Origin of the sequence: Mesobacterium pallidum, assembly GCF_019966535.1 — a bacterium.
GTDB classification, from domain to species: domain Bacteria; phylum Pseudomonadota; class Alphaproteobacteria; order Rhodobacterales; family Rhodobacteraceae; genus Mesobacterium; species Mesobacterium pallidum.
In genome coordinates this window covers 1-16,088 of the sequence record NZ_JAIMID010000007.1, presented here as the reverse complement: position 1 = coordinate 16,088, position 16,088 = coordinate 1, and the positions used below count along the sequence as shown (strand labels likewise).

16 protein-coding genes are annotated in these 16,088 nt (G+C 66.6%); 9 read left to right on the top strand and 7 right to left on the bottom strand.

What is annotated here, in order from left to right:
• The first annotated feature begins 92 nt into the window (after nucleotides 1-92).
• The 7 genes from MF270_RS11635 to gph all read left to right on the top strand — a co-directional run bounded on the left by MF270_RS11635 (nucleotide 93) and on the right by gph (nucleotide 5,792).
• Nucleotides 93-1,553 carry a form I ribulose bisphosphate carboxylase large subunit gene (locus tag MF270_RS11635; protein WP_238366266.1) on the top strand — a complete coding sequence of 487 codons (1,461 nt, stop codon included), beginning with the start codon at nucleotides 93-95 and terminating at the stop codon, nucleotides 1,551-1,553.
• A 175-nt stretch (nucleotides 1,554-1,728) separates the two neighbouring features.
• Entirely contained in the window at nucleotides 1,729-2,118 is a 390-nt protein-coding gene (locus tag MF270_RS11630) for a ribulose bisphosphate carboxylase small subunit (RefSeq protein WP_238366060.1), read from the top strand.
• A gap of 134 nt (nucleotides 2,119-2,252) precedes the next feature.
• Nucleotides 2,253-3,185, top strand: coding sequence for a CbbX protein (cbbX, locus tag MF270_RS11625; RefSeq protein WP_238366059.1), 933 nt, complete (start codon nucleotides 2,253-2,255; stop codon nucleotides 3,183-3,185).
• On the top strand, nucleotides 3,182-3,874 hold the full coding sequence (gene rpe, locus MF270_RS11620; protein WP_238366058.1) for a ribulose-phosphate 3-epimerase: 693 nt from the start codon (nucleotides 3,182-3,184) through the stop codon (nucleotides 3,872-3,874). The genes cbbX and rpe overlap by 4 nt, the downstream gene beginning before the upstream one ends.
• Nucleotides 3,871-4,569, top strand: a complete 699-nt coding sequence (locus MF270_RS11615; RefSeq protein WP_238366057.1) for an HAD-IA family hydrolase — start codon at nucleotides 3,871-3,873, stop codon at nucleotides 4,567-4,569. The genes rpe and MF270_RS11615 overlap by 4 nt, the downstream gene beginning before the upstream one ends.
• A 12-nt stretch (nucleotides 4,570-4,581) precedes the next feature.
• Nucleotides 4,582-5,136, top strand: coding sequence for a thioredoxin family protein (locus MF270_RS11610; protein ID WP_238366056.1), 555 nt, complete (start codon nucleotides 4,582-4,584; stop codon nucleotides 5,134-5,136).
• A complete protein-coding gene (gene gph, locus MF270_RS11605) occupies nucleotides 5,136-5,792 on the top strand; it encodes a phosphoglycolate phosphatase (RefSeq protein ID WP_238366055.1) in 657 nt (218 codons plus the stop codon). The genes MF270_RS11610 and gph overlap by 1 nt, the downstream gene beginning before the upstream one ends.
• 78 nt (nucleotides 5,793-5,870) lie before the next feature.
• Here the strand turns inward: gph and MF270_RS11600 are convergent, their stop codons facing one another.
• The 7 genes from MF270_RS11600 to MF270_RS11570 all read right to left on the bottom strand — a co-directional run bounded on the left by MF270_RS11600 (nucleotide 5,871) and on the right by MF270_RS11570 (nucleotide 13,472).
• Nucleotides 5,871-7,055, bottom strand: a complete 1,185-nt coding sequence (locus MF270_RS11600; protein WP_238366054.1) for an ABC transporter substrate-binding protein — start codon at nucleotides 7,053-7,055, stop codon at nucleotides 5,871-5,873.
• A gap of 79 nt (nucleotides 7,056-7,134) precedes the next feature.
• Complete coding sequence (locus MF270_RS11595; RefSeq protein ID WP_238366053.1) at nucleotides 7,135-8,970, bottom strand: AMP-dependent synthetase/ligase; 1,836 nt, start codon at nucleotides 8,968-8,970, stop codon at nucleotides 7,135-7,137.
• The gene (locus tag MF270_RS11590) at nucleotides 8,967-9,731 is read right to left on the bottom strand and encodes an ABC transporter ATP-binding protein (RefSeq protein ID WP_238366052.1); all 765 of its coding nucleotides are present in this window, start codon (nucleotides 9,729-9,731) and stop codon (nucleotides 8,967-8,969) included. Before MF270_RS11590 ends, MF270_RS11595 begins: the two co-directional genes overlap by 4 nt.
• A gap of 73 nt (nucleotides 9,732-9,804) precedes the next feature.
• Entirely contained in the window at nucleotides 9,805-10,575 is a 771-nt protein-coding gene (locus MF270_RS11585) for an ABC transporter ATP-binding protein (RefSeq protein WP_238366051.1), read from the bottom strand.
• Nucleotides 10,572-11,669, bottom strand: a complete 1,098-nt coding sequence (locus MF270_RS11580) for a branched-chain amino acid ABC transporter permease (RefSeq protein ID WP_238366050.1) — start codon at nucleotides 11,667-11,669, stop codon at nucleotides 10,572-10,574. The genes MF270_RS11585 and MF270_RS11580 overlap by 4 nt, the downstream gene beginning before the upstream one ends.
• 4 nt (nucleotides 11,670-11,673) lie before the next feature.
• Nucleotides 11,674-12,549: a branched-chain amino acid ABC transporter permease gene (locus tag MF270_RS11575; RefSeq protein ID WP_238366049.1), complete on the bottom strand. Its 876-nt coding sequence runs from the start codon at nucleotides 12,547-12,549 to the stop codon at nucleotides 11,674-11,676.
• Between the two features lie 353 nt (nucleotides 12,550-12,902).
• The gene (locus tag MF270_RS11570) at nucleotides 12,903-13,472 is read right to left on the bottom strand and encodes an outer membrane protein (protein ID WP_238366048.1); all 570 of its coding nucleotides are present in this window, start codon (nucleotides 13,470-13,472) and stop codon (nucleotides 12,903-12,905) included.
• A gap of 225 nt (nucleotides 13,473-13,697) precedes the next feature.
• On the opposite strand from MF270_RS11570, the gene MF270_RS11565 reads away from it, so the two are divergent.
• Both MF270_RS11565 and typA read left to right on the top strand, forming a co-directional pair.
• Complete coding sequence (locus MF270_RS11565) at nucleotides 13,698-14,060, top strand: DMT family transporter (RefSeq protein WP_272490740.1); 363 nt, start codon at nucleotides 13,698-13,700, stop codon at nucleotides 14,058-14,060.
• A 64-nt stretch (nucleotides 14,061-14,124) separates the two neighbouring features.
• On the top strand, nucleotides 14,125-15,942 hold the full coding sequence (typA, locus tag MF270_RS11560; RefSeq protein ID WP_238366047.1) for a translational GTPase TypA: 1,818 nt from the start codon (nucleotides 14,125-14,127) through the stop codon (nucleotides 15,940-15,942).
• Nucleotides 15,943-16,088: the final 146 nt, after the last annotated feature.

Genomic DNA, 16,088 nt, shown 5'->3' with positions numbered 1-16,088 from the left:
GCCTCGCGATGCAGCGAGACGCGCCTGACGCGGCGCGGCGCGCGGACCGGCACAACCGAATGACTGACAGAGGAGGTCAGAAAATGAACGAGATGAGCAACCCCCAGGAAATCCAGGACAAGAAAAAGCGCTATGCCGCCGGCGTGTTGAAATACGCGCAGATGGGCTACTGGGATGGCGATTACGAGCCCAAGGACACCGATGTCCTGGCGCTGTTCCGCATCACCCCGCAGGAGGGCGTGGACCCGATCGAGGCCGCCGCCGCCGTGGCGGGCGAGTCCTCGACCGCGACCTGGACCGTGGTCTGGACCGACCGGCTGACCGCCTGCGACCAGTACCGCGCCAAGGCCTACAAGGTCGATCCGGTGCCGAATGCGCCGGGGCAGTACTTTGCCTACTTGGCCTATGACCTCATCCTTTTTGAGGAAGGCTCGATCGCCAACCTCACCGCCTCGATCATCGGCAACGTCTTTTCTTTCAAGCCGCTCAAGGCCGCGCGGCTCGAGGACATGCGGTTCCCGGTCGCCTATTGCAAGACCTTCGCCGGCCCGCCAACGGGGCTGGTGGTCGAACGCGAACGGCTCGACAAGTTCGGCAAGCCGCTGCTGGGGGCCACGACCAAGCCCAAGCTCGGTCTCTCGGGCAAAAACTACGGCCGGGTCGTCTACGAGGGGCTGAAGGGCGGGCTCGACTTCATGAAGGACGACGAGAACATCAACTCGCAGCCCTTCATGCATTGGCGCGACCGATTCCTCTACTGCATGGAGGCGGTCAACAAGGCAAGCGCGGTGACGGGCGAGGTCAAGGGCCATTACCTCAACATCACCGCTGGCACGATGGAAGAGATGTACGCCCGGGCCGAGTTCGCCAAGCAGCTGGGGTCGGTGATCGTCATGGTCGATCTGATCATCGGCTGGACGGCGATCCAGTCGATCTCCAAGTGGTGCCGCGACAACGACATGATCCTGCACATGCACCGGGCGGGGCACGGCACCTACACGCGGCAGAAGACCCACGGCATCAGCTTCCGCGTGATCGCCAAGTGGCTGCGCCTTGCCGGCGTCGACCACCTGCATTGCGGCACCGCCGTCGGCAAGCTCGAGGGCGATCCGCTGACCGTGCAGGGCTATTACAACGTCTGCCGCGAGACGCGGAACGAGGTGGACCTGCCGCGGGGCATCTTCTTCCAGCAGGACTGGGCCGACATCAGGAAGGTCATGCCCGTCGCCTCGGGCGGCATCCACGCCGGCCAGATGCACCAGCTGATCGATCTCTTTGGCGACGACGTGGTGCTGCAGTTCGGGGGCGGCACTATCGGGCACCCGATGGGCATCCAGGCCGGCGCGACCGCGAACCGAGTGGCGCTGGAATGCATGGTGCTGGCGCGCAACGAAGGGCGCGACATCAAGAACGAGGGGCCCGAGATCCTGCGTGCGGCCGCCAAGTGGTGCAAGCCGCTGGAGGCCGCGCTCGAGACCTGGGGGAACGTGTCCTTCAACTACACCTCGACCGACACCAGCGATTTCGTGCCGCTGGAAACCCCGGCGATGTGATCCTGAGGGCCGCGGGGACGAAGAATTTTCTGACGAAAATTCTTCTCCGGCACCCGGCCGCAACCGACACCGCCCTGATGCAGGGGCAATCCAAGCGGGTCGCGCGACGGCTCAAGAATTTTCGGACGAAAATTCTTGGGCGGCAGGGCCCGAAGAGACCGAAAGGACCCAAGAGATGCGTATCACCCAAGGATGCTTTTCCTTCCTTCCCGACCTCAGCGACGACCAGATCACCGCGCAGGTCGAATATATCCTGTCGCGCCGCTGGGCCGTGAGCCTCGAGTTCACTGACGATCCCCATCCGCGCAACACCTACTGGGAAATGTGGGGCCATCCCATGTTCGACCTGCGCGACGCCAAGGGTGCGATGATGGAGCTCGACGCCTGCCGCAAGGCCCACCCCGACGCCTATATCCGCGTGCAGGCCTTCGACGACACCCGCGGCTTCGAGACGGTGATGATGTCCTTCATCGTCAACCGGCCCGCGCATGAGCCGAAATTCCACATGCAGCGGACGGATTTCGAAGGCCGGTCGCAGAAATACGCCTGGGACGCGCGGGCGTAGGCGGACGGGTTAGAGGCGCTGCCCCCGGCCGCCATGCTCTCTAGGAGCATGGCGCAGAGACCTGAGCTGGGGGGCCCTGCCCCCCCCAGACCCCCCGAGGTATTTGGTAAACAATGAAGAACAGGAGGCGTGCGATGACCGATGACGCGGAGACGAGGCCGACCCATGTGGACCTGGCCGCAGAATACGAAGCCTCGGGCGTGGCCGAGGTATTGGCGGAACTGGACCGGGAGCTGATCGGGCTCGCCCCGGTCAAGCAGCGGATCCGCGAGACGGCGGCGCTGCTCTTGGTGGACCGGGCGCGGCGGGCCATGGGGCTGAGCCACGAGACGCCGACGCTGCACATGTCCTTTACCGGCAATCCCGGCACCGGCAAGACCACCGTGGCGCAGATGATGGCCGGGCTGCTGCATCGGCTCGGCTACGTGCGCAAGGGGCACCTGGTCAGCGTCACCCGCGACGACCTCGTCGGCCAGTACATCGGCCATACCGCGCCCAAGACCAGGGAGGTGCTGAAGAAGGCGATGGGCGGCGTGCTCTTCATCGACGAGGCCTATTACCTCTGGAAGCCCGACAACGAACGCGACTACGGGCAGGAGGCAATCGAGATCCTGCTGCAGGTGATGGAGAACAACCGCGACGACCTCGTGGTCATCATGGCCGGTTACGCCGACCGGATGGACAAGTTCTTTTCCGCCAATCCCGGCTTCCGGTCGCGCATCGCCCATCACATCGACTTTCCCGATTACTCGGACGGCGAACTGCTGCATATCTCCGAGACCATGCTGGGCGGGCAGAATTACGTGCTGGACGGTGGCGCGCGCGCCGCCATGGCCGAATATGTCGCGCAGCGCCGCACCCAGCCGCATTTCGCCAATGCCCGGTCGATCCGCAACGCGCTGGACCGGGCGCGGCTGCGGCAGGCGAACCGGCTGTTCACCGAGGCGGCGGGCCCGCTGGACGCCGCCGCCCTTTCGACCATCACCGAGGCCGACATCCGCGCCAGCCGCGTCTTTCGCGGCGGGCTCGACGTCGACCGGACCGCTCGGCAGGAGGCCGCGGAATGACCTTGGACCCATCGATCAAGATCGCCCCGTCGATCCTTTCGGCAGATTTCGCCAATTTCGGCGCCGAGATCCGCGCCATCGAGGCGCAGGGCGCCGACTGGGTGCATGTCGACGTGATGGACGGGCATTTCGTGCCTAACCTCACCTTCGGCCCGCCGGCCGTCAAAGCCTTCCGGCCTCACGTGAAAACCGTGATGGACGTCCACCTGATGATCGCGCCGGTGGACCCCTATATCGACGCCTATGCCGAGGCGGGGGCCGATATCCTGACCGCGCATCTCGAGGCCGGGCCGCATATCCACCGCACGCTGCAGGCGATCCGCGCGGCGGGGATGAAGGCGGGTGTCGCGCTGAACCCCGGCACGCCGGCCGAGGCGGTGGCGCAGCTGCTGGATCTTGCCGACCTCGTCTGCGTCATGACCGTGAACCCGGGCTTCGGCGGGCAGAAATTCATCGACATGTCTGAAAAGGTCCGCGCCCTGCGGCGGATGATCGGCGACCGGCCCGTGCATATCGAGATCGACGGCGGGGTCGACCCCTCTACCGCGCCGCGGCTGGCCGAGGCGGGCGCCGACGTGCTGGTCGCGGGCTCGGCGGTGTTCCGGGGCGGGTCGGTGGACAATCCCGCGCCCTACGGCGAGAACATCCGCGCGATCCGGGCCGCCGCGCGGGGGGCGCTGGCGGCATGAGGCCGTGCGCGCTGATCTTCGACGTGGACGGCACCCTGGCCGAGACCGAGGAGGCGCATCGCCGCGCCTTCAACGACACCTTCGCCGCGCATGGGCTGGGCTGGCACTGGGACCGGGCGCTCTACCGCGACCTCCTGCACACCACCGGCGGGAAGGAACGGATGCGCACCTGGTGCGGCTGGATCGGGGCCGACCCTGCGTCCGTCGACATCGCCGCGATCCATGCCGACAAGACCGCCCGTTATGGCGCGCTGATCGCCCGGGGCGACGTGCCCCTGCGGCCCGGGATCGCGTCGCTGATCGCCGATGCGCGGGCCCATGGCCTGCCGCTGGCCGTGGCCACGACGACCAACCTGCCCAACGTGGAAGCGCTGATCCGCGCCACCATGGGCTGCGCGGCCAGCGCCATCTTCGACGTGATCGCTGCCGGCGACATGGTGGCCACCAAGAAGCCCGCGCCCGACGTCTACCTGCTGGCGCTCAAGGGGCTGGGCCTGCCCGCCGCCGACACGCTCGCCTTCGAGGATTCGTGCAACGGGCTGCTCAGCGGGCAGGCGGCGGGCATCCCGGTGATCGCCTGCCCCTCGGCCTACACCGACCACGAGGATTTCACCGGGGCGGCGTTCGGTGTAACCTGTTATTCCGAAACCCCGTCCCTTGCCGCGCTGGCCACCCTCACGCGCCGCGCCGCCTGACCCGGAGAGCCCATGGCCACCACCCCGCCCGTCTGCGATTTTGGCTGGTACGCGCCGGATTTCACCCTGCGCGCCACCGATGGCCGCCTGCTGTCGCTGACCGATGTGCGCGGGCCGCGCGGCACGCTGATCATGTTCATCTGCAACCATTGCCCCTATGTGCTGGCCGTGATCGACCGCATCACACGCGACGCGCGCGACCTTGCCGCGCTGGGGATCGGCACGGCGGCGATCTGTTCCAACGACGCCGACAGCTACCCGGCCGACAGTTTCGACAACATGGCCCGCATGGCCCGCGCATGGGACCTGCCCTTTCCCTACCTGCACGACGCCGACCAGACCGTCGCCAGGGCCTGGGGCGCGTCCTGCACGCCCGATTTCTTCGGGCTTGACGCGGGCGGCGGGCTGCAATACCGCGGGCGGCTCGACGCCTCGGGGCGCAACCCGGCGCCCGAGGGTGCGCCGCGCGAGCTGTACGAGGCGATGAAACTGGTCGCCGAAACGGGGTTGGGGCCGCGCGAACAGGTCCCCTCCATGGGATGTTCGATCAAATGGAGGGCTGCGTGATGGCCGCTATCGTCTTTGACCTCGACGGCACGCTGATCGACAGCGCGCCGGATATCCACGTGCTGGCCAACAGGCTGCTGAGCGCCGAAGGACGCGCGCCGATCACGCTGGAGGACACGCGCAGCTTTATCGGCAACGGGGCGGCGGTCTTTGTCCAGCGCATGCGGGCGGCGCGGGACCTCGGCCACGATACGCAGGACCGGTTGCTGGCGGTCTTCAAGGCCGGGTACCTGACGGCGGTGGACAACACGGTGCCCTACCCGGGCGTCGTGGATGCGCTGAGCGTGCTGCGGGCCGAGGGGCATGCCCTGGGGATCTGCACCAACAAGCCGATCCTGCCGACGCGGGCGGTGCTGGATCACCTTGGCCTCACGCCGATGTTCGACACGATCCTCGGCGGCGACAGCCTGCCGCAGCACAAGCCCGACCCGGCGCCGCTGCACGCGGCCTTCGCCGCGCTGCCCGCCGGCCCCAAGGTCTATGTCGGTGACAGCGAGGTCGACGCCGAGACGGCGCAGTGCGCCGATGTCCCTTTCCTGCTCTACACCGAGGGGTACCGGAAGACGCCCGTCGCCACGATCCCGCACCGGGTGGCGTTCCTAGACTTTTCCATTCTGCCCCGGCTGGTGCGCGACACCATCGCCGCGCTGGCCTGAACGCCAAACGGCGCGGCGGGTTGCCCCGTCGCGCCGCCGCATGTGCTGGCCGCGCCCCGCAAGGCGCGGCCGATCGTCTTACATGCCGCCGTGGGTGTTGATGCTTTCGACCAGCACCCAGCTGCCGTTCTCGACCTTGGACACGAAGACCTCGTCGCCACCGACATGGTCATCTGCGCTGTAGGTGGTCGTGTTGCCGGTGATCGGATCGGTGAAATCGAGGCTCTCCATCGCGGCGATGAAGCTTTCGTGCGTCAGGTCCGGGCCTGCCGCCTCGAGCGCCCGAACGAAGGTCATCGCGGCCGATGCGCCCAGAAGCGCGCCGGTGCCCGGGAAATCCTCGCCCGTGGCAGCCTTGTAATCCGCGATCCACTCGGCCACTTCCGGCTCGGACGCGCGCGCCTCGAGATCCTGCCAGCCGGCTCCGGCATAGACGCCGCCCATGACGCCCTGCGCCGCAAGGCCCTTGGCGACGACCGTGTGGAAGCCGGCCGAGGACACGAGGAAGCGCACGTCGGTCATGCCCAGCTTGTGCGCCGTGGCGACCGCGTTGATCTGCTGGCTGACGCCAAGCGCCATGCCCACGGTGTCACAGCCCGATTCCTTGACCTTGCCGAGCGCGCCGGTGAAATCGCTTTCATCGGGCTTGTGCGACAGCTCCGCGCCCATCTCCATGCCGGTCTCGGCCACGGCGTCGATCACCGCCTCTTCGATGTCCTTGCCAAAGTCGGTGGGCAGGATCATCAGGCAGAACTTCTTGGCGCCTTCTTCCTCGATCAGGTACTTCGCCGTCGCCTTCACGCCATCGTAATAGGACGCGGTGCCGGCGAATTTCCACGGCGCCGGCGGGTCGACCATCTGCCGCGCCGACGTCAGCGGCGACACGTTCGGAATGCCCTTGGGCCCCTGCAGCTGGAAGATTGCCAGGTTGTGCGGCGTGCCAAGGTTCAGCAGCATCGCGAAGACCTGATCGCGGTTGACCAGCTTGTTCGCGGCCTGCACGGCCTTCGGCACCTGGTAGCCGTGATCCTCGACGATGTAGGTCAGCTTGCGGCCATGCACGCCGCCGGCCTCGTTCACCTTGGCGAAATAGGCGTTCACGGCCGACACCGCCGGCACCGAGAAGGGCGCGAAGATGCCGCTGAGGTCATGCGCGCCGCCGACCTTGATCTCGGTGTCGCTGACGCCCATCGTTTCGGCGCTGGCCATGCCGGCCAGGGCGGTGGTGGCCGCGAGGGCTAGGGCCTTAACTGTCTTTTTCATAACTTTCCTCCCTTGGGTTGCCCGACCCTCCCGGCCGGGGCTCTGGTCACATACCCGGCGTTTCCGGCCGGGACCTGGTTCAATCATACATGCTGTCGATCAGGGCCTTGTGCCTTTTTTCGACAAACCCGCGCTTGAGCTTCATTGTCGGCGTCAGCTCTTCATCCTCTGCCGTAAGAAGAATGTCGATCAGTCGGAAATCCTTGATCTTTTCGACTTGAGCGAAGTCGCGGTTCACCTCTTCGACCACGCGGCCGATCAACTCGACCACCTCGGGCGCGCGGGTGAGCGAGGCAAAGTCCTGGAACGGCACCTGCCGGTCGCGGGCATATTTCTCGACGTTCTCCTGGTCGATCATCACGAGGCAGGTCAGGTACTTGCGCCGGTCGCCGATCACCACCGCGTCGCTGATGTAGGGCGAGAACTTCAGCCGGCTCTCGATCTCGGCCGGGGTGATGTTCTTGCCGCCCGCGGTGATGATGATGTCCTTGAGCCGCCCGGTGATGGTCAGGCAGCCCTGGTTGTCGATCCGGCCCACGTCGCCGGTGCGCAGCCAGCCGTCTTCGGTCATGGTCTCGGCGGTCTTTTCCGGCTTCTTCCAGTAGCCGCCAAAGACCAGCGGGCCGCGCAGCTGCAGCTCTCCGTCCGCGGCGATACGCATCTCGGCGCCGGGCAGCGCCGGGCCGACCGTCCCGATGCGGTTGGCATGACAATCGTTCAGCGTGGCCACCCCCGCCGTCTCGGTCATGCCGTAGCCCTCGGCCAGCGGCACACCAAGCGCGGCGAACCAGCGGATCAGCTCGGGGCTGATCGGCGCCGCGCCCGAGGTCACCCGCCGCGCATTGTCGAACCCGATCATGCGGCGCAGGTTCGACAGCACGAAGTGGTCGGCGACCCAGTGCTGCAGCGCCAGCCCCGCGCCCGGCGACTTGCCGTCGTCCCGGGCCTTGGCCACACGGTCCCCGACCGACAGCGCCCAGTCAAAGGCGGCCCGGCCGACCACCCCCGCCTCGGCGCGCAGGATCATCAGGGACGAATACATCTTTTCGTAAATCCGCGGCACGCCGGCAAAGGTCTGCGGGCTCACCTCGCGCAGGTTGTCGAACACCGTCTCGGGGCTTTCGGCGAAATTCACCGTGCAGCCCGCGGCGATCTGGTTTTCGACCGAGACCAGGCGTTCCAGTACGTGGCACAGCGGAAGGAAGCACAAAAGCTCGTCTTCTTCGGTGAAATCAAGAACATCACGCCCGGCGCTCAACTGGTACATGATATTGCGATGGGTGATGATCGCGCCCTTCGGTGGGCCGGTAGTGCCCGAGGTATAGATCAGCATGCGCGGATCTTCCGGCTGCACCGACCGCAGCGCCTGCTCGAACCGCTCGGCCTCCACCGCCGCGATCTCTTCGCCGATGGCGATGAAATCGTCCCAGAACATGACCTGGCTGTCGTCGAAGGTTGCCAGCCCGTCGCGGTCGAGCACGATGACCCGCTCGATCCCCGGCATCTCGGCCCGCGCGTCGAGGAACTTGTCGAGCTGTTCGTCATCCTCGACGAACAGCACCCGCGCACCGGAATCGGCGGCAAGGTAGGCCAGCTGCGACGGGCTGTCGGTGGTATAGACCCCGGCCGGGATCGCGCCCACGCTGGCCGCGCCCAAGTCGATGTACAGCCATTCGCGTCGGTCCTCGGCCAGGATCAGCACCGGCTCCCCCTTCGGCACGCCAAGGTGCTGCAGCGCCAGCCCGACCGCCCGGGCGCTTTCGTAATAGGTGCGCCAGGAATAGGCCTGCCAGATCCCCAGCTCCTTTTCCCGGTGCGCAGTGCGTTCACCGTAGGTCTTGCAGCGTTCGGCCCAAAGCGCGACCACAGTGTCATGTCCATCCACCGCGATGCGCGGCTCGTCGATCCGGCTCATCTCCATGTCTTCCGCCTTTTCCAGCGCTTCTGCCCGCGCTGCCCCTCCTGGCTGCGCCCGAGGTAGAATTCCTGGATGTCGGGCGAATTGCGCAGCATCTCGGCGCTGCCCGTCATCACGATCCGCCCCATCTCGAGCACGTAACCCTTGTGCGCCGTCGCCAGCGCGATATGGGCGTTCTGCTCGACCACCAGCATGGTCACGCCCTGCTCGGCGTTCAGCCGGGTGACGATGCCGAAGATCTCCTGCGTCAGCAGCGGCGACAGGCCCAGGCTCGGCTCGTCCAGCAGCATCAGCCGCGGTTTCGCCATGAGCCCCCGGCCGATGGCCAGCATCTGCTGCTGCCCGCCCGACAGGAACCCGGCAGACTGGCGGCGCCGCTCGGCCAGGATCGGGAAATACTCGTAGACCAGCTCGAGGTCGCCGCCGATGGCATCGCGCCGGGTAAAGGCGCCAAGCCGCAGGTTCTCCTCGACCGTGAGATAGGGAAACACTTCCCGCCCCTCGGGCACCAGCGCGAGACCGCGCTTGACCACGCGGTCCGGCTCGAGCCCGGTCATGTCCTCGCCAAGGAAGGTCACCGACCCCTTCTCGGGATCCATCAGCCCCGAAATGGTCTTCATCAGCGTCGTCTTGCCCGCCCCGTTGGCGCCGAGGATGGTGACGATCTCGCCCTCTTCCACGTCGATCGACACGCCCCGCAGCGCCATGATCGCGCCATAGAAGGTCTCGATGTTGCGCACGCTCAGAACGGTGCTCATGCGCCCAGCCTTTCATTATTCTCCAAATACTCCCGCCGGAGGCATCCCGCCCCTGGCCACAAGCCCGAAGCGATCATGCTGCCACCTCCGTCCCCAGGTAGGCCGCCTTCACCTCCGGATGCGCCTGCACCTCGGCGGGCGTGCCCTCGGCCAGCATCCGGCCGTTGGCCACCGCCAGCACGCGGTCGCTGACCTGGCTGACAAGGCTCATGTCGTGTTCCACCATCAGCACGGTCAGCCCCATGTCGCGGCGCATGTCCTCGATCCAGTAGGCGACCTCCTGGCTCTCCTCGACCGACAGGCCGCTCGCGGGCTCGTCCAGCAGGATCAGCTTGGACCCCATGGCCAGCGCGCGGCCGATCTCGACCACCTTGCGCACGCCGTAGGGCAGCCCGGCGATCATCTTGCCGCGATAGGCCTCGAGTTCGAGAAAGGCGATCACCTCTTCCACCCGCTGGCGATGCGCGCGCTCCTCGGCCCGCACCTTGGGCAGGAACAGCGCATCCTGGATGAAGTTCGTCCGCCGGTGCAGGTGCCGCCCCATCAGCAGGTTCGCGAGAACGGTCGAATGGTCGAAGAGCTCGATGTTCTGGAAGGTCCGCGCGATACCCAGCGGCGCCACCTGGTGCGCGCCCAGCTTGGTCACGTCATGCCCGTCGAACATGATCCGCCCGCGCGTCAGCTCGTAGATCCGGCTGATCAGGTTGAAGATCGTGGACTTGCCCGCGCCGTTCGGCCCGATGATGGCATAGACCTCGCCCTCCTCGACGCGGAACGACACCCCGTCCACCGCCTTCACTCCGCCGAAATGCACGGCGATGTCGTCGACTTCCAACAGGCTCATTTGCTGCGCTCCGTCTTGAGGTAGCTCTTCTGCCGGCGGAACATGTCGCGCCGCGCCAGCGGGAAGATCTCGAACCATGTGCGGATCTTGAGCCAGCGGCCATACAGGCCCTGCGGCTCGTAGATGATGAAGACGATCAGCAGCAGGCTGAAGATGATCGTGTCGAGGCCCGGAATGGCGCCCAGGTCGATGCCTGCCGTGGCGTTCAGCCCGTCGCGCAGGATGGCGATCACCTGCGGCACGGCCGTGATCAGCACCGCGCCCAGGAAGGCGCCCTGGATGAAGCCGAGGCCGCCGATGGTCACCACCAGCAGCAGGTTGATCGAGATGAAGATCGAAAAGAGCTCGTAGTTGAAGAAGCCGATGAAATGCCCCATCAGCGCGCCCGCGAGGCCGGTGACCCCGGCCGAGAGGCCGAAGGCCAGCGCCCGGGTGCGGGTGACGTTGATCCCCAGCGCACGGGCCGAGACCTCGCTGTCGCGCACGGCCAGGAAGGACCGGCCCGTGGGCGAGCGCATCAGGTTCGCGTATCCCCAGCAGATGATCACGACCACGGCCAGCACCAGCCAGTAGAAATTGCCCAGGTAGGCGTAGCGTTCGAAGGGGATGCCGAAGATCTCGATGGCCGGGGCAAACAGCCCCCCCACGCCGCCGGTGATCGGCTCGAGCAGGATCACGATTTCCTCGACGATGACGAACAGCGCGAGCGTGGCAATGGCCAGGTAGATGCCCGACATGCGCACCGCCGGGATGGCGACGATGGCGCCCACGACGCCCGCGAAGATGCCGGCGATGGGAAAGCTGACGAGGAAGGGCACGCCCGCGTTCATCAGCGCCACGTCGGTGTAGGCGCCGATCGACAGGAAGGCGGCGTGTCCAAGACTCGGCTGGCCGGTGTGGCCCACAAGGACCATCAGCCCCATGCCCGCCAGTGACCAGATCAGCGTGTTCGTCGCCTCGGCCAGGAAGTATTCATCCGCCCAGAACGGCAGGCTCATCATGAACACCAGCAGCGCCAGGTAGCGGCCACGGCGGAACCAGTGCTCGTGCAGGTCGATGTCGGTGTCGTAGCTTGTCTTGAAGACGGTCCGCATGGCTTCAGACCTTCTTTGCGTGGATCTGCGCGAACAGGCCGCCAGGCCGCGTCACGAGCACGATCAGCATGATGATGTAGGGCGACATGACCGCGACCTCTCCGGGCGCGTAGCGGCCCGCGATGGGTTCGATGATGCCGATGATGAGACCGCCCAGCAGCGCGCCCGGCAGGCTGCCCATGCCGCCGATCACGGCGGCAGCGAAAGCCTTGATGCCCAGCAGCCCGATGTTCGGATCGATCGCGCCCTTGGAGGCGTAAAGCACCCCGGCCACGGTCGCCACCACGCCCGACAGGCCCCAGATCAGCGAATTGACGCGCATCACCGGCACGCCGACGATATAGGCCGCCATCTGGTTCTGGCTGGCCGCCTGCGCCGCAAGGCCGATCCGCGTGCGGGCAAAGAACCCCCAAAGCGCCAGCGTCAGGATCAGCGTCACGAAGATGGTCACCAGGTCGTTGAGGCCGACGATGACCCCACCGAAGTTGAGGTTCCGCCCCGAGAAGGGCGTCTCCAGAACCAGCGGCGTGTAGCCAAAGAGCGAGCCGGCGACAAAACGCAGCACGAAGCCAAGCGCGATGGTCAGGATCACCAGGGCAAAATGCGGCTGGCCGAAGATCTTGCGCACCACCACCCGGTCGATCCCGTAGCCCACGCCGAACATCGCCGCCATCGCCGCCAGCACCGCGACACCGAAGGGAAGCCCAAGCTGGTCGGCATTGCCGAAGCCAAGCGCCAGGAAGGCCCCGAGCATCATCATGTCGCCCTGGGCGAAGTTGACGCCCTCGCTCGACTTGTAGATCAGCACGAAGCCAAGCGCGACGAGGCCGTAGATGCACCCGTTGGCCACGCCACCTACCAGTAGTTGCAGAAAGTCCATCAGCCGTCCCCTCCCGGGCGGCGCAGATCGAGCTTTTGTCGCTCTTGCATTCAGGTCCCTCCCTTGACCGGCGAACGCTATGTAAGGGTATTGAGACAGGCCCATGGCCCCCGGTCAAGCGCGGCAAGCGCAGGTGACGCAAAGAAATTCCAAGGTTTCCGCAAGGCGAAATTTCAACCCGCGATCCTGCCGCGCTGCGGCACGGATGCTGCATCTGCCGCATGGTGGAATGGTGTTTCGCAAGCGAATCTGTGCCGTCCCCTGGAACGAAAAAGGCCCCGCCAGGATGGCGGGGCCCTGCCGGGCGCTGCGTCGGGGGATTGGCGCGCGCCCGTTATCGCGATCTGTTGCGATCAGAACTTGAACGAGGCGCGCAGGCCCAGCGTGTTGGCGTTCAGGTCGCTGCCGCCCACGTCGTCGAAGCGGGTGGTCAGGGCCTCTGCGCCGACCAGGAAGTTGTCGGTCACGGCGTAGGACATGCCGAGGCCGGCGGTCCAGCCAGTGTCGTCCCCGAAATCGCCGGTCACGCGTGCGGCACCGCCGGTTGCGTAGACCATGGTGCGGCCCAGGTCGTAGCCGGCGCGCAGCTTGGCGCGGGCAATGTTGTCCACGTCGCCGCCTGCGGCCTGCAGGTCGCCTGCGTCGATGTCGACCTCGCCGCCCAGGATGAATTGGCCGAAGTCATAATCGTAACCGGCATGCGCGCCGTAGATGAACCCGTCGCTGTCGGTGCCCGGGTCGGTCGCGTAGTTGCCGTAGCCCAGTTGCACACCTGCATAACCGCCGGTCCAGTCACCGCCGACGGCCACCGGGGCCGGCGCTGCGGGCGTGACGACCACGGGGTCGGCCGGGGGGGTGAGGCTGCCGGCCAGCAGCGGAGCGGGCAGGATCAGGGCCGCGAGGGCGAGCTTGATTGATTTCATGAGACGTCTCCTTGTCTTCGTGCTTCGTGTCTGCTCGGATCGGGGTTCTGTTCCCCCGACCGTCGAAGCATCAACGCGCAAGTGGGGTGTTTCCGTTCCACGTTCCAGCGGCCTCTCGCGAAGTTTCATGCTGTCAGCACGAAATGGCCGATCCGGGCTTGCGGCGGCAGCGGGTTCCCGCCACTCATGACCCGCGCGCCGGATGTTGTGATTGGACAACAGTGAATGGCGTTCACCAGCCCAAGGAGTCCGCCCGTGCCGCCCTTCGTCACCCTTGTCCTCGCCATCCTGGCCGAAACCATCGGCACGACTGCCCTGCAGGCCAGCCAGCAGTTCACGCGGCCCTTGCCCTCGATCATCGTGGTGATCGGCTATGCGGCCGCCTTCTACCTGCTGTCGCTGTCGCTGCGCACCTTCCCGGTGGGCATCGCCTATGCGCTCTGGTCGGGGCTCGGCATCGTCTTCATCGCCGCCATCGGGTTCATCGTCTTCGGTCAGCGCCTCGATTGGCCCGCCGTGCTGGGGATCGGGCTGATCCTTGCCGGAATCCTTGTCATCAACGTCTTTTCGACGACAGCGACACATTAAACACTGGTCATTTGCGCCCGCCCCCGGTACCCCGCGCCGGAAACGAGTTATAGGCGCGCCCCCCATGGACCTTCGCAACATCGCCATCATCGCCCACGTGGACCACGGCAAGACCACGCTGGTGGATGAGCTTCTGAAACAATCCGGTGCCTTCCGCGCCAACCAGGCCGTGGCCGAACGCGCCATGGACAGCAACGACCTCGAGCGCGAACGCGGGATCACGATCTTTGCCAAGCCGACCTCGGTCGAGTGGAAGAACACCCGGATCAACATCGTCGACACCCCCGGCCACGCCGATTTCGGCGGCGAGGTCGAACGGATCCTGTCGATGGTCGATGGCGTGGTGCTGCTGGTGGACGCGGCCGAAGGGCCGATGCCGCAGACCAAGTTCGTGACCTCCAAGGCGCTGGCGCTGGGGCTGCGGCCGATCGTGGTGCTGAACAAGGTCGACAAGCCCGATGCCGAGCCCGACCGCGCGCTGGACGAATGCTTTGACCTCTTCGCCTCGCTCGACGCAGACGAGGACCAGCTGGATTTCCCGCACATGTATGCCTCGGGCCGCAACGGCTGGTGCGACGCGGAGCTGGACGGGCCGCGCAAGAACCTGGACGCGCTGTTCAACCTGATCGTCAACCACGTCCCCAAGCCCAAGCAGATCAAGCACCAGGACGAGGATTTCTCGATGCTGGCGACGACGCTGGGCGCGGACCCCTTCGTCGGCCGCCTGCTGACGGGCCGGGTCGAGACCGGCAAGCTCAAGGTCGGGGCCACGGTGCAGGCGCTCAGCCGCGTGGGCCAGAAGATCGAACAGTTCCGCGTCACCCGCATCCAGGCCTTCCGCGGCCTGTCGCAGCAGGACATCGAAGAGGCCATGGCAGGCGACATCGTGTCGATTGCCGGCATGTCCAAGGCGACCGTGGCCGACACGATCTGCGCCCTGGCCGTCGACACGCCGATCGACGCCCAGCCGATCGACCCGCCGACCATCACCGTGACCTTCGGCATCAACGACTCGCCACTGGCGGGGCGTGACGGCAAGAAGGTGCAGTCCCGCGTGATCCGCGAGCGCCTTATGAAGGAAGCCGAGAGCAACGTCGCCATCAAGGTGGCCGACACGCCCGGCGGCGAGGCCTTCGAGGTCTCGGGCCGGGGCGAATTGCAGATGGGCGTGCTGATCGAGAACATGCGCCGCGAGGGCTTCGAGCTGTCGATCTCGCGCCCGCAGGTGATCATGAAGGAGGTCGACGGCACCCGCATGGAGCCGGTCGAGGAAGCCACAATCGACGTCGATGACGAATACTCGGGCGTGGTGATCGAGAAGCTCACCGGCAACCGCAAGGGCGAGCTGGTCGAGATGAAGCCCGCGGGCGCCGGCAAGACGCGGATCATCGCGCATGTGCCGTCGCGCGGGCTGATCGGCTACCACGGCGAATTCCTGACCGACACCCGCGGCACCGGCGTGCTGAACCGCGTGTTCCACGGCTGGACCCCGCACAAGGGCCCGATCCCGGGCCGGCGCGCGGGCGTGCTGATCTCGATGGAGAACGGCGAGGCCGTGGCCTATGCGCTGTGGAACCTCGAGGATCGCGGCAAGATGTTCCTGGGCGCCCAGGCCCCGGTCTACACAGGCATGATCATCGGCGAGCACAGCCGCGACAACGATCTCGAAGTGAACCCGCTGAAAGGCAAGAAGCTGACCAACGTGCGGGCCAGCGGAACGGACGAGGCCGTGCGCCTGACCACCCCGGTCACGCTGAGCCTGGAAGAGGCCATCGCCTATATCAACGACGACGAATTGGTCGAGGTGACACCCAACGCCATCCGGCTGCGCAAGCGCTACCTGGACCCGCACGAGCGCAAGCGGATGGCCAAGTCGGCCTGATCGGCCGAGGTATTTCGGATCGCTGCGCGATCCGACCGGCGGGGGGGGGGGGGGGGGGGGGCCCCCCCCCCCCCGCCGGCGGGGGGGGGGGGGGCGGGGGGGGGGGGGGGGGCGCGGGGGGGGGGGGGGGGGGGGGGGGGGGCCCC

Coding starts and splice junctions, on each gene's coding strand:
- MF270_RS11635 (WP_238366266.1), top strand. CDS start 93: ATGAGCAACCCCCAGGAAATCCAGGACAAGAAAAAGCGCTATGCCGCC.
- MF270_RS11630 (WP_238366060.1), top strand. CDS start 1,729: ATGCGTATCACCCAAGGATGCTTTTCCTTCCTTCCCGACCTCAGCGAC.
- cbbX (WP_238366059.1), top strand. CDS start 2,253: ATGACCGATGACGCGGAGACGAGGCCGACCCATGTGGACCTGGCCGCA.
- rpe (WP_238366058.1), top strand. CDS start 3,182: ATGACCTTGGACCCATCGATCAAGATCGCCCCGTCGATCCTTTCGGCA.
- MF270_RS11615 (WP_238366057.1), top strand. CDS start 3,871: ATGAGGCCGTGCGCGCTGATCTTCGACGTGGACGGCACCCTGGCCGAG.
- MF270_RS11610 (WP_238366056.1), top strand. CDS start 4,582: ATGGCCACCACCCCGCCCGTCTGCGATTTTGGCTGGTACGCGCCGGAT.
- gph (WP_238366055.1), top strand. CDS start 5,136: ATGGCCGCTATCGTCTTTGACCTCGACGGCACGCTGATCGACAGCGCG.
- MF270_RS11600 (WP_238366054.1), bottom strand. CDS start 7,055: ATGAAAAAGACAGTTAAGGCCCTAGCCCTCGCGGCCACCACCGCCCTG.
- MF270_RS11595 (WP_238366053.1), bottom strand. CDS start 8,970: ATGAGCCGGATCGACGAGCCGCGCATCGCGGTGGATGGACATGACACT.
- MF270_RS11590 (WP_238366052.1), bottom strand. CDS start 9,731: ATGAGCACCGTTCTGAGCGTGCGCAACATCGAGACCTTCTATGGCGCG.
- MF270_RS11585 (WP_238366051.1), bottom strand. CDS start 10,575: ATGAGCCTGTTGGAAGTCGACGACATCGCCGTGCATTTCGGCGGAGTG.
- MF270_RS11580 (WP_238366050.1), bottom strand. CDS start 11,669: ATGCGGACCGTCTTCAAGACAAGCTACGACACCGACATCGACCTGCAC.
- MF270_RS11575 (WP_238366049.1), bottom strand. CDS start 12,549: ATGGACTTTCTGCAACTACTGGTAGGTGGCGTGGCCAACGGGTGCATC.
- MF270_RS11570 (WP_238366048.1), bottom strand. CDS start 13,472: ATGAAATCAATCAAGCTCGCCCTCGCGGCCCTGATCCTGCCCGCTCCG.
- MF270_RS11565 (WP_272490740.1), top strand. CDS start 13,698: ATGGCGTTCACCAGCCCAAGGAGTCCGCCCGTGCCGCCCTTCGTCACC.
- typA (WP_238366047.1), top strand. CDS start 14,125: ATGGACCTTCGCAACATCGCCATCATCGCCCACGTGGACCACGGCAAG.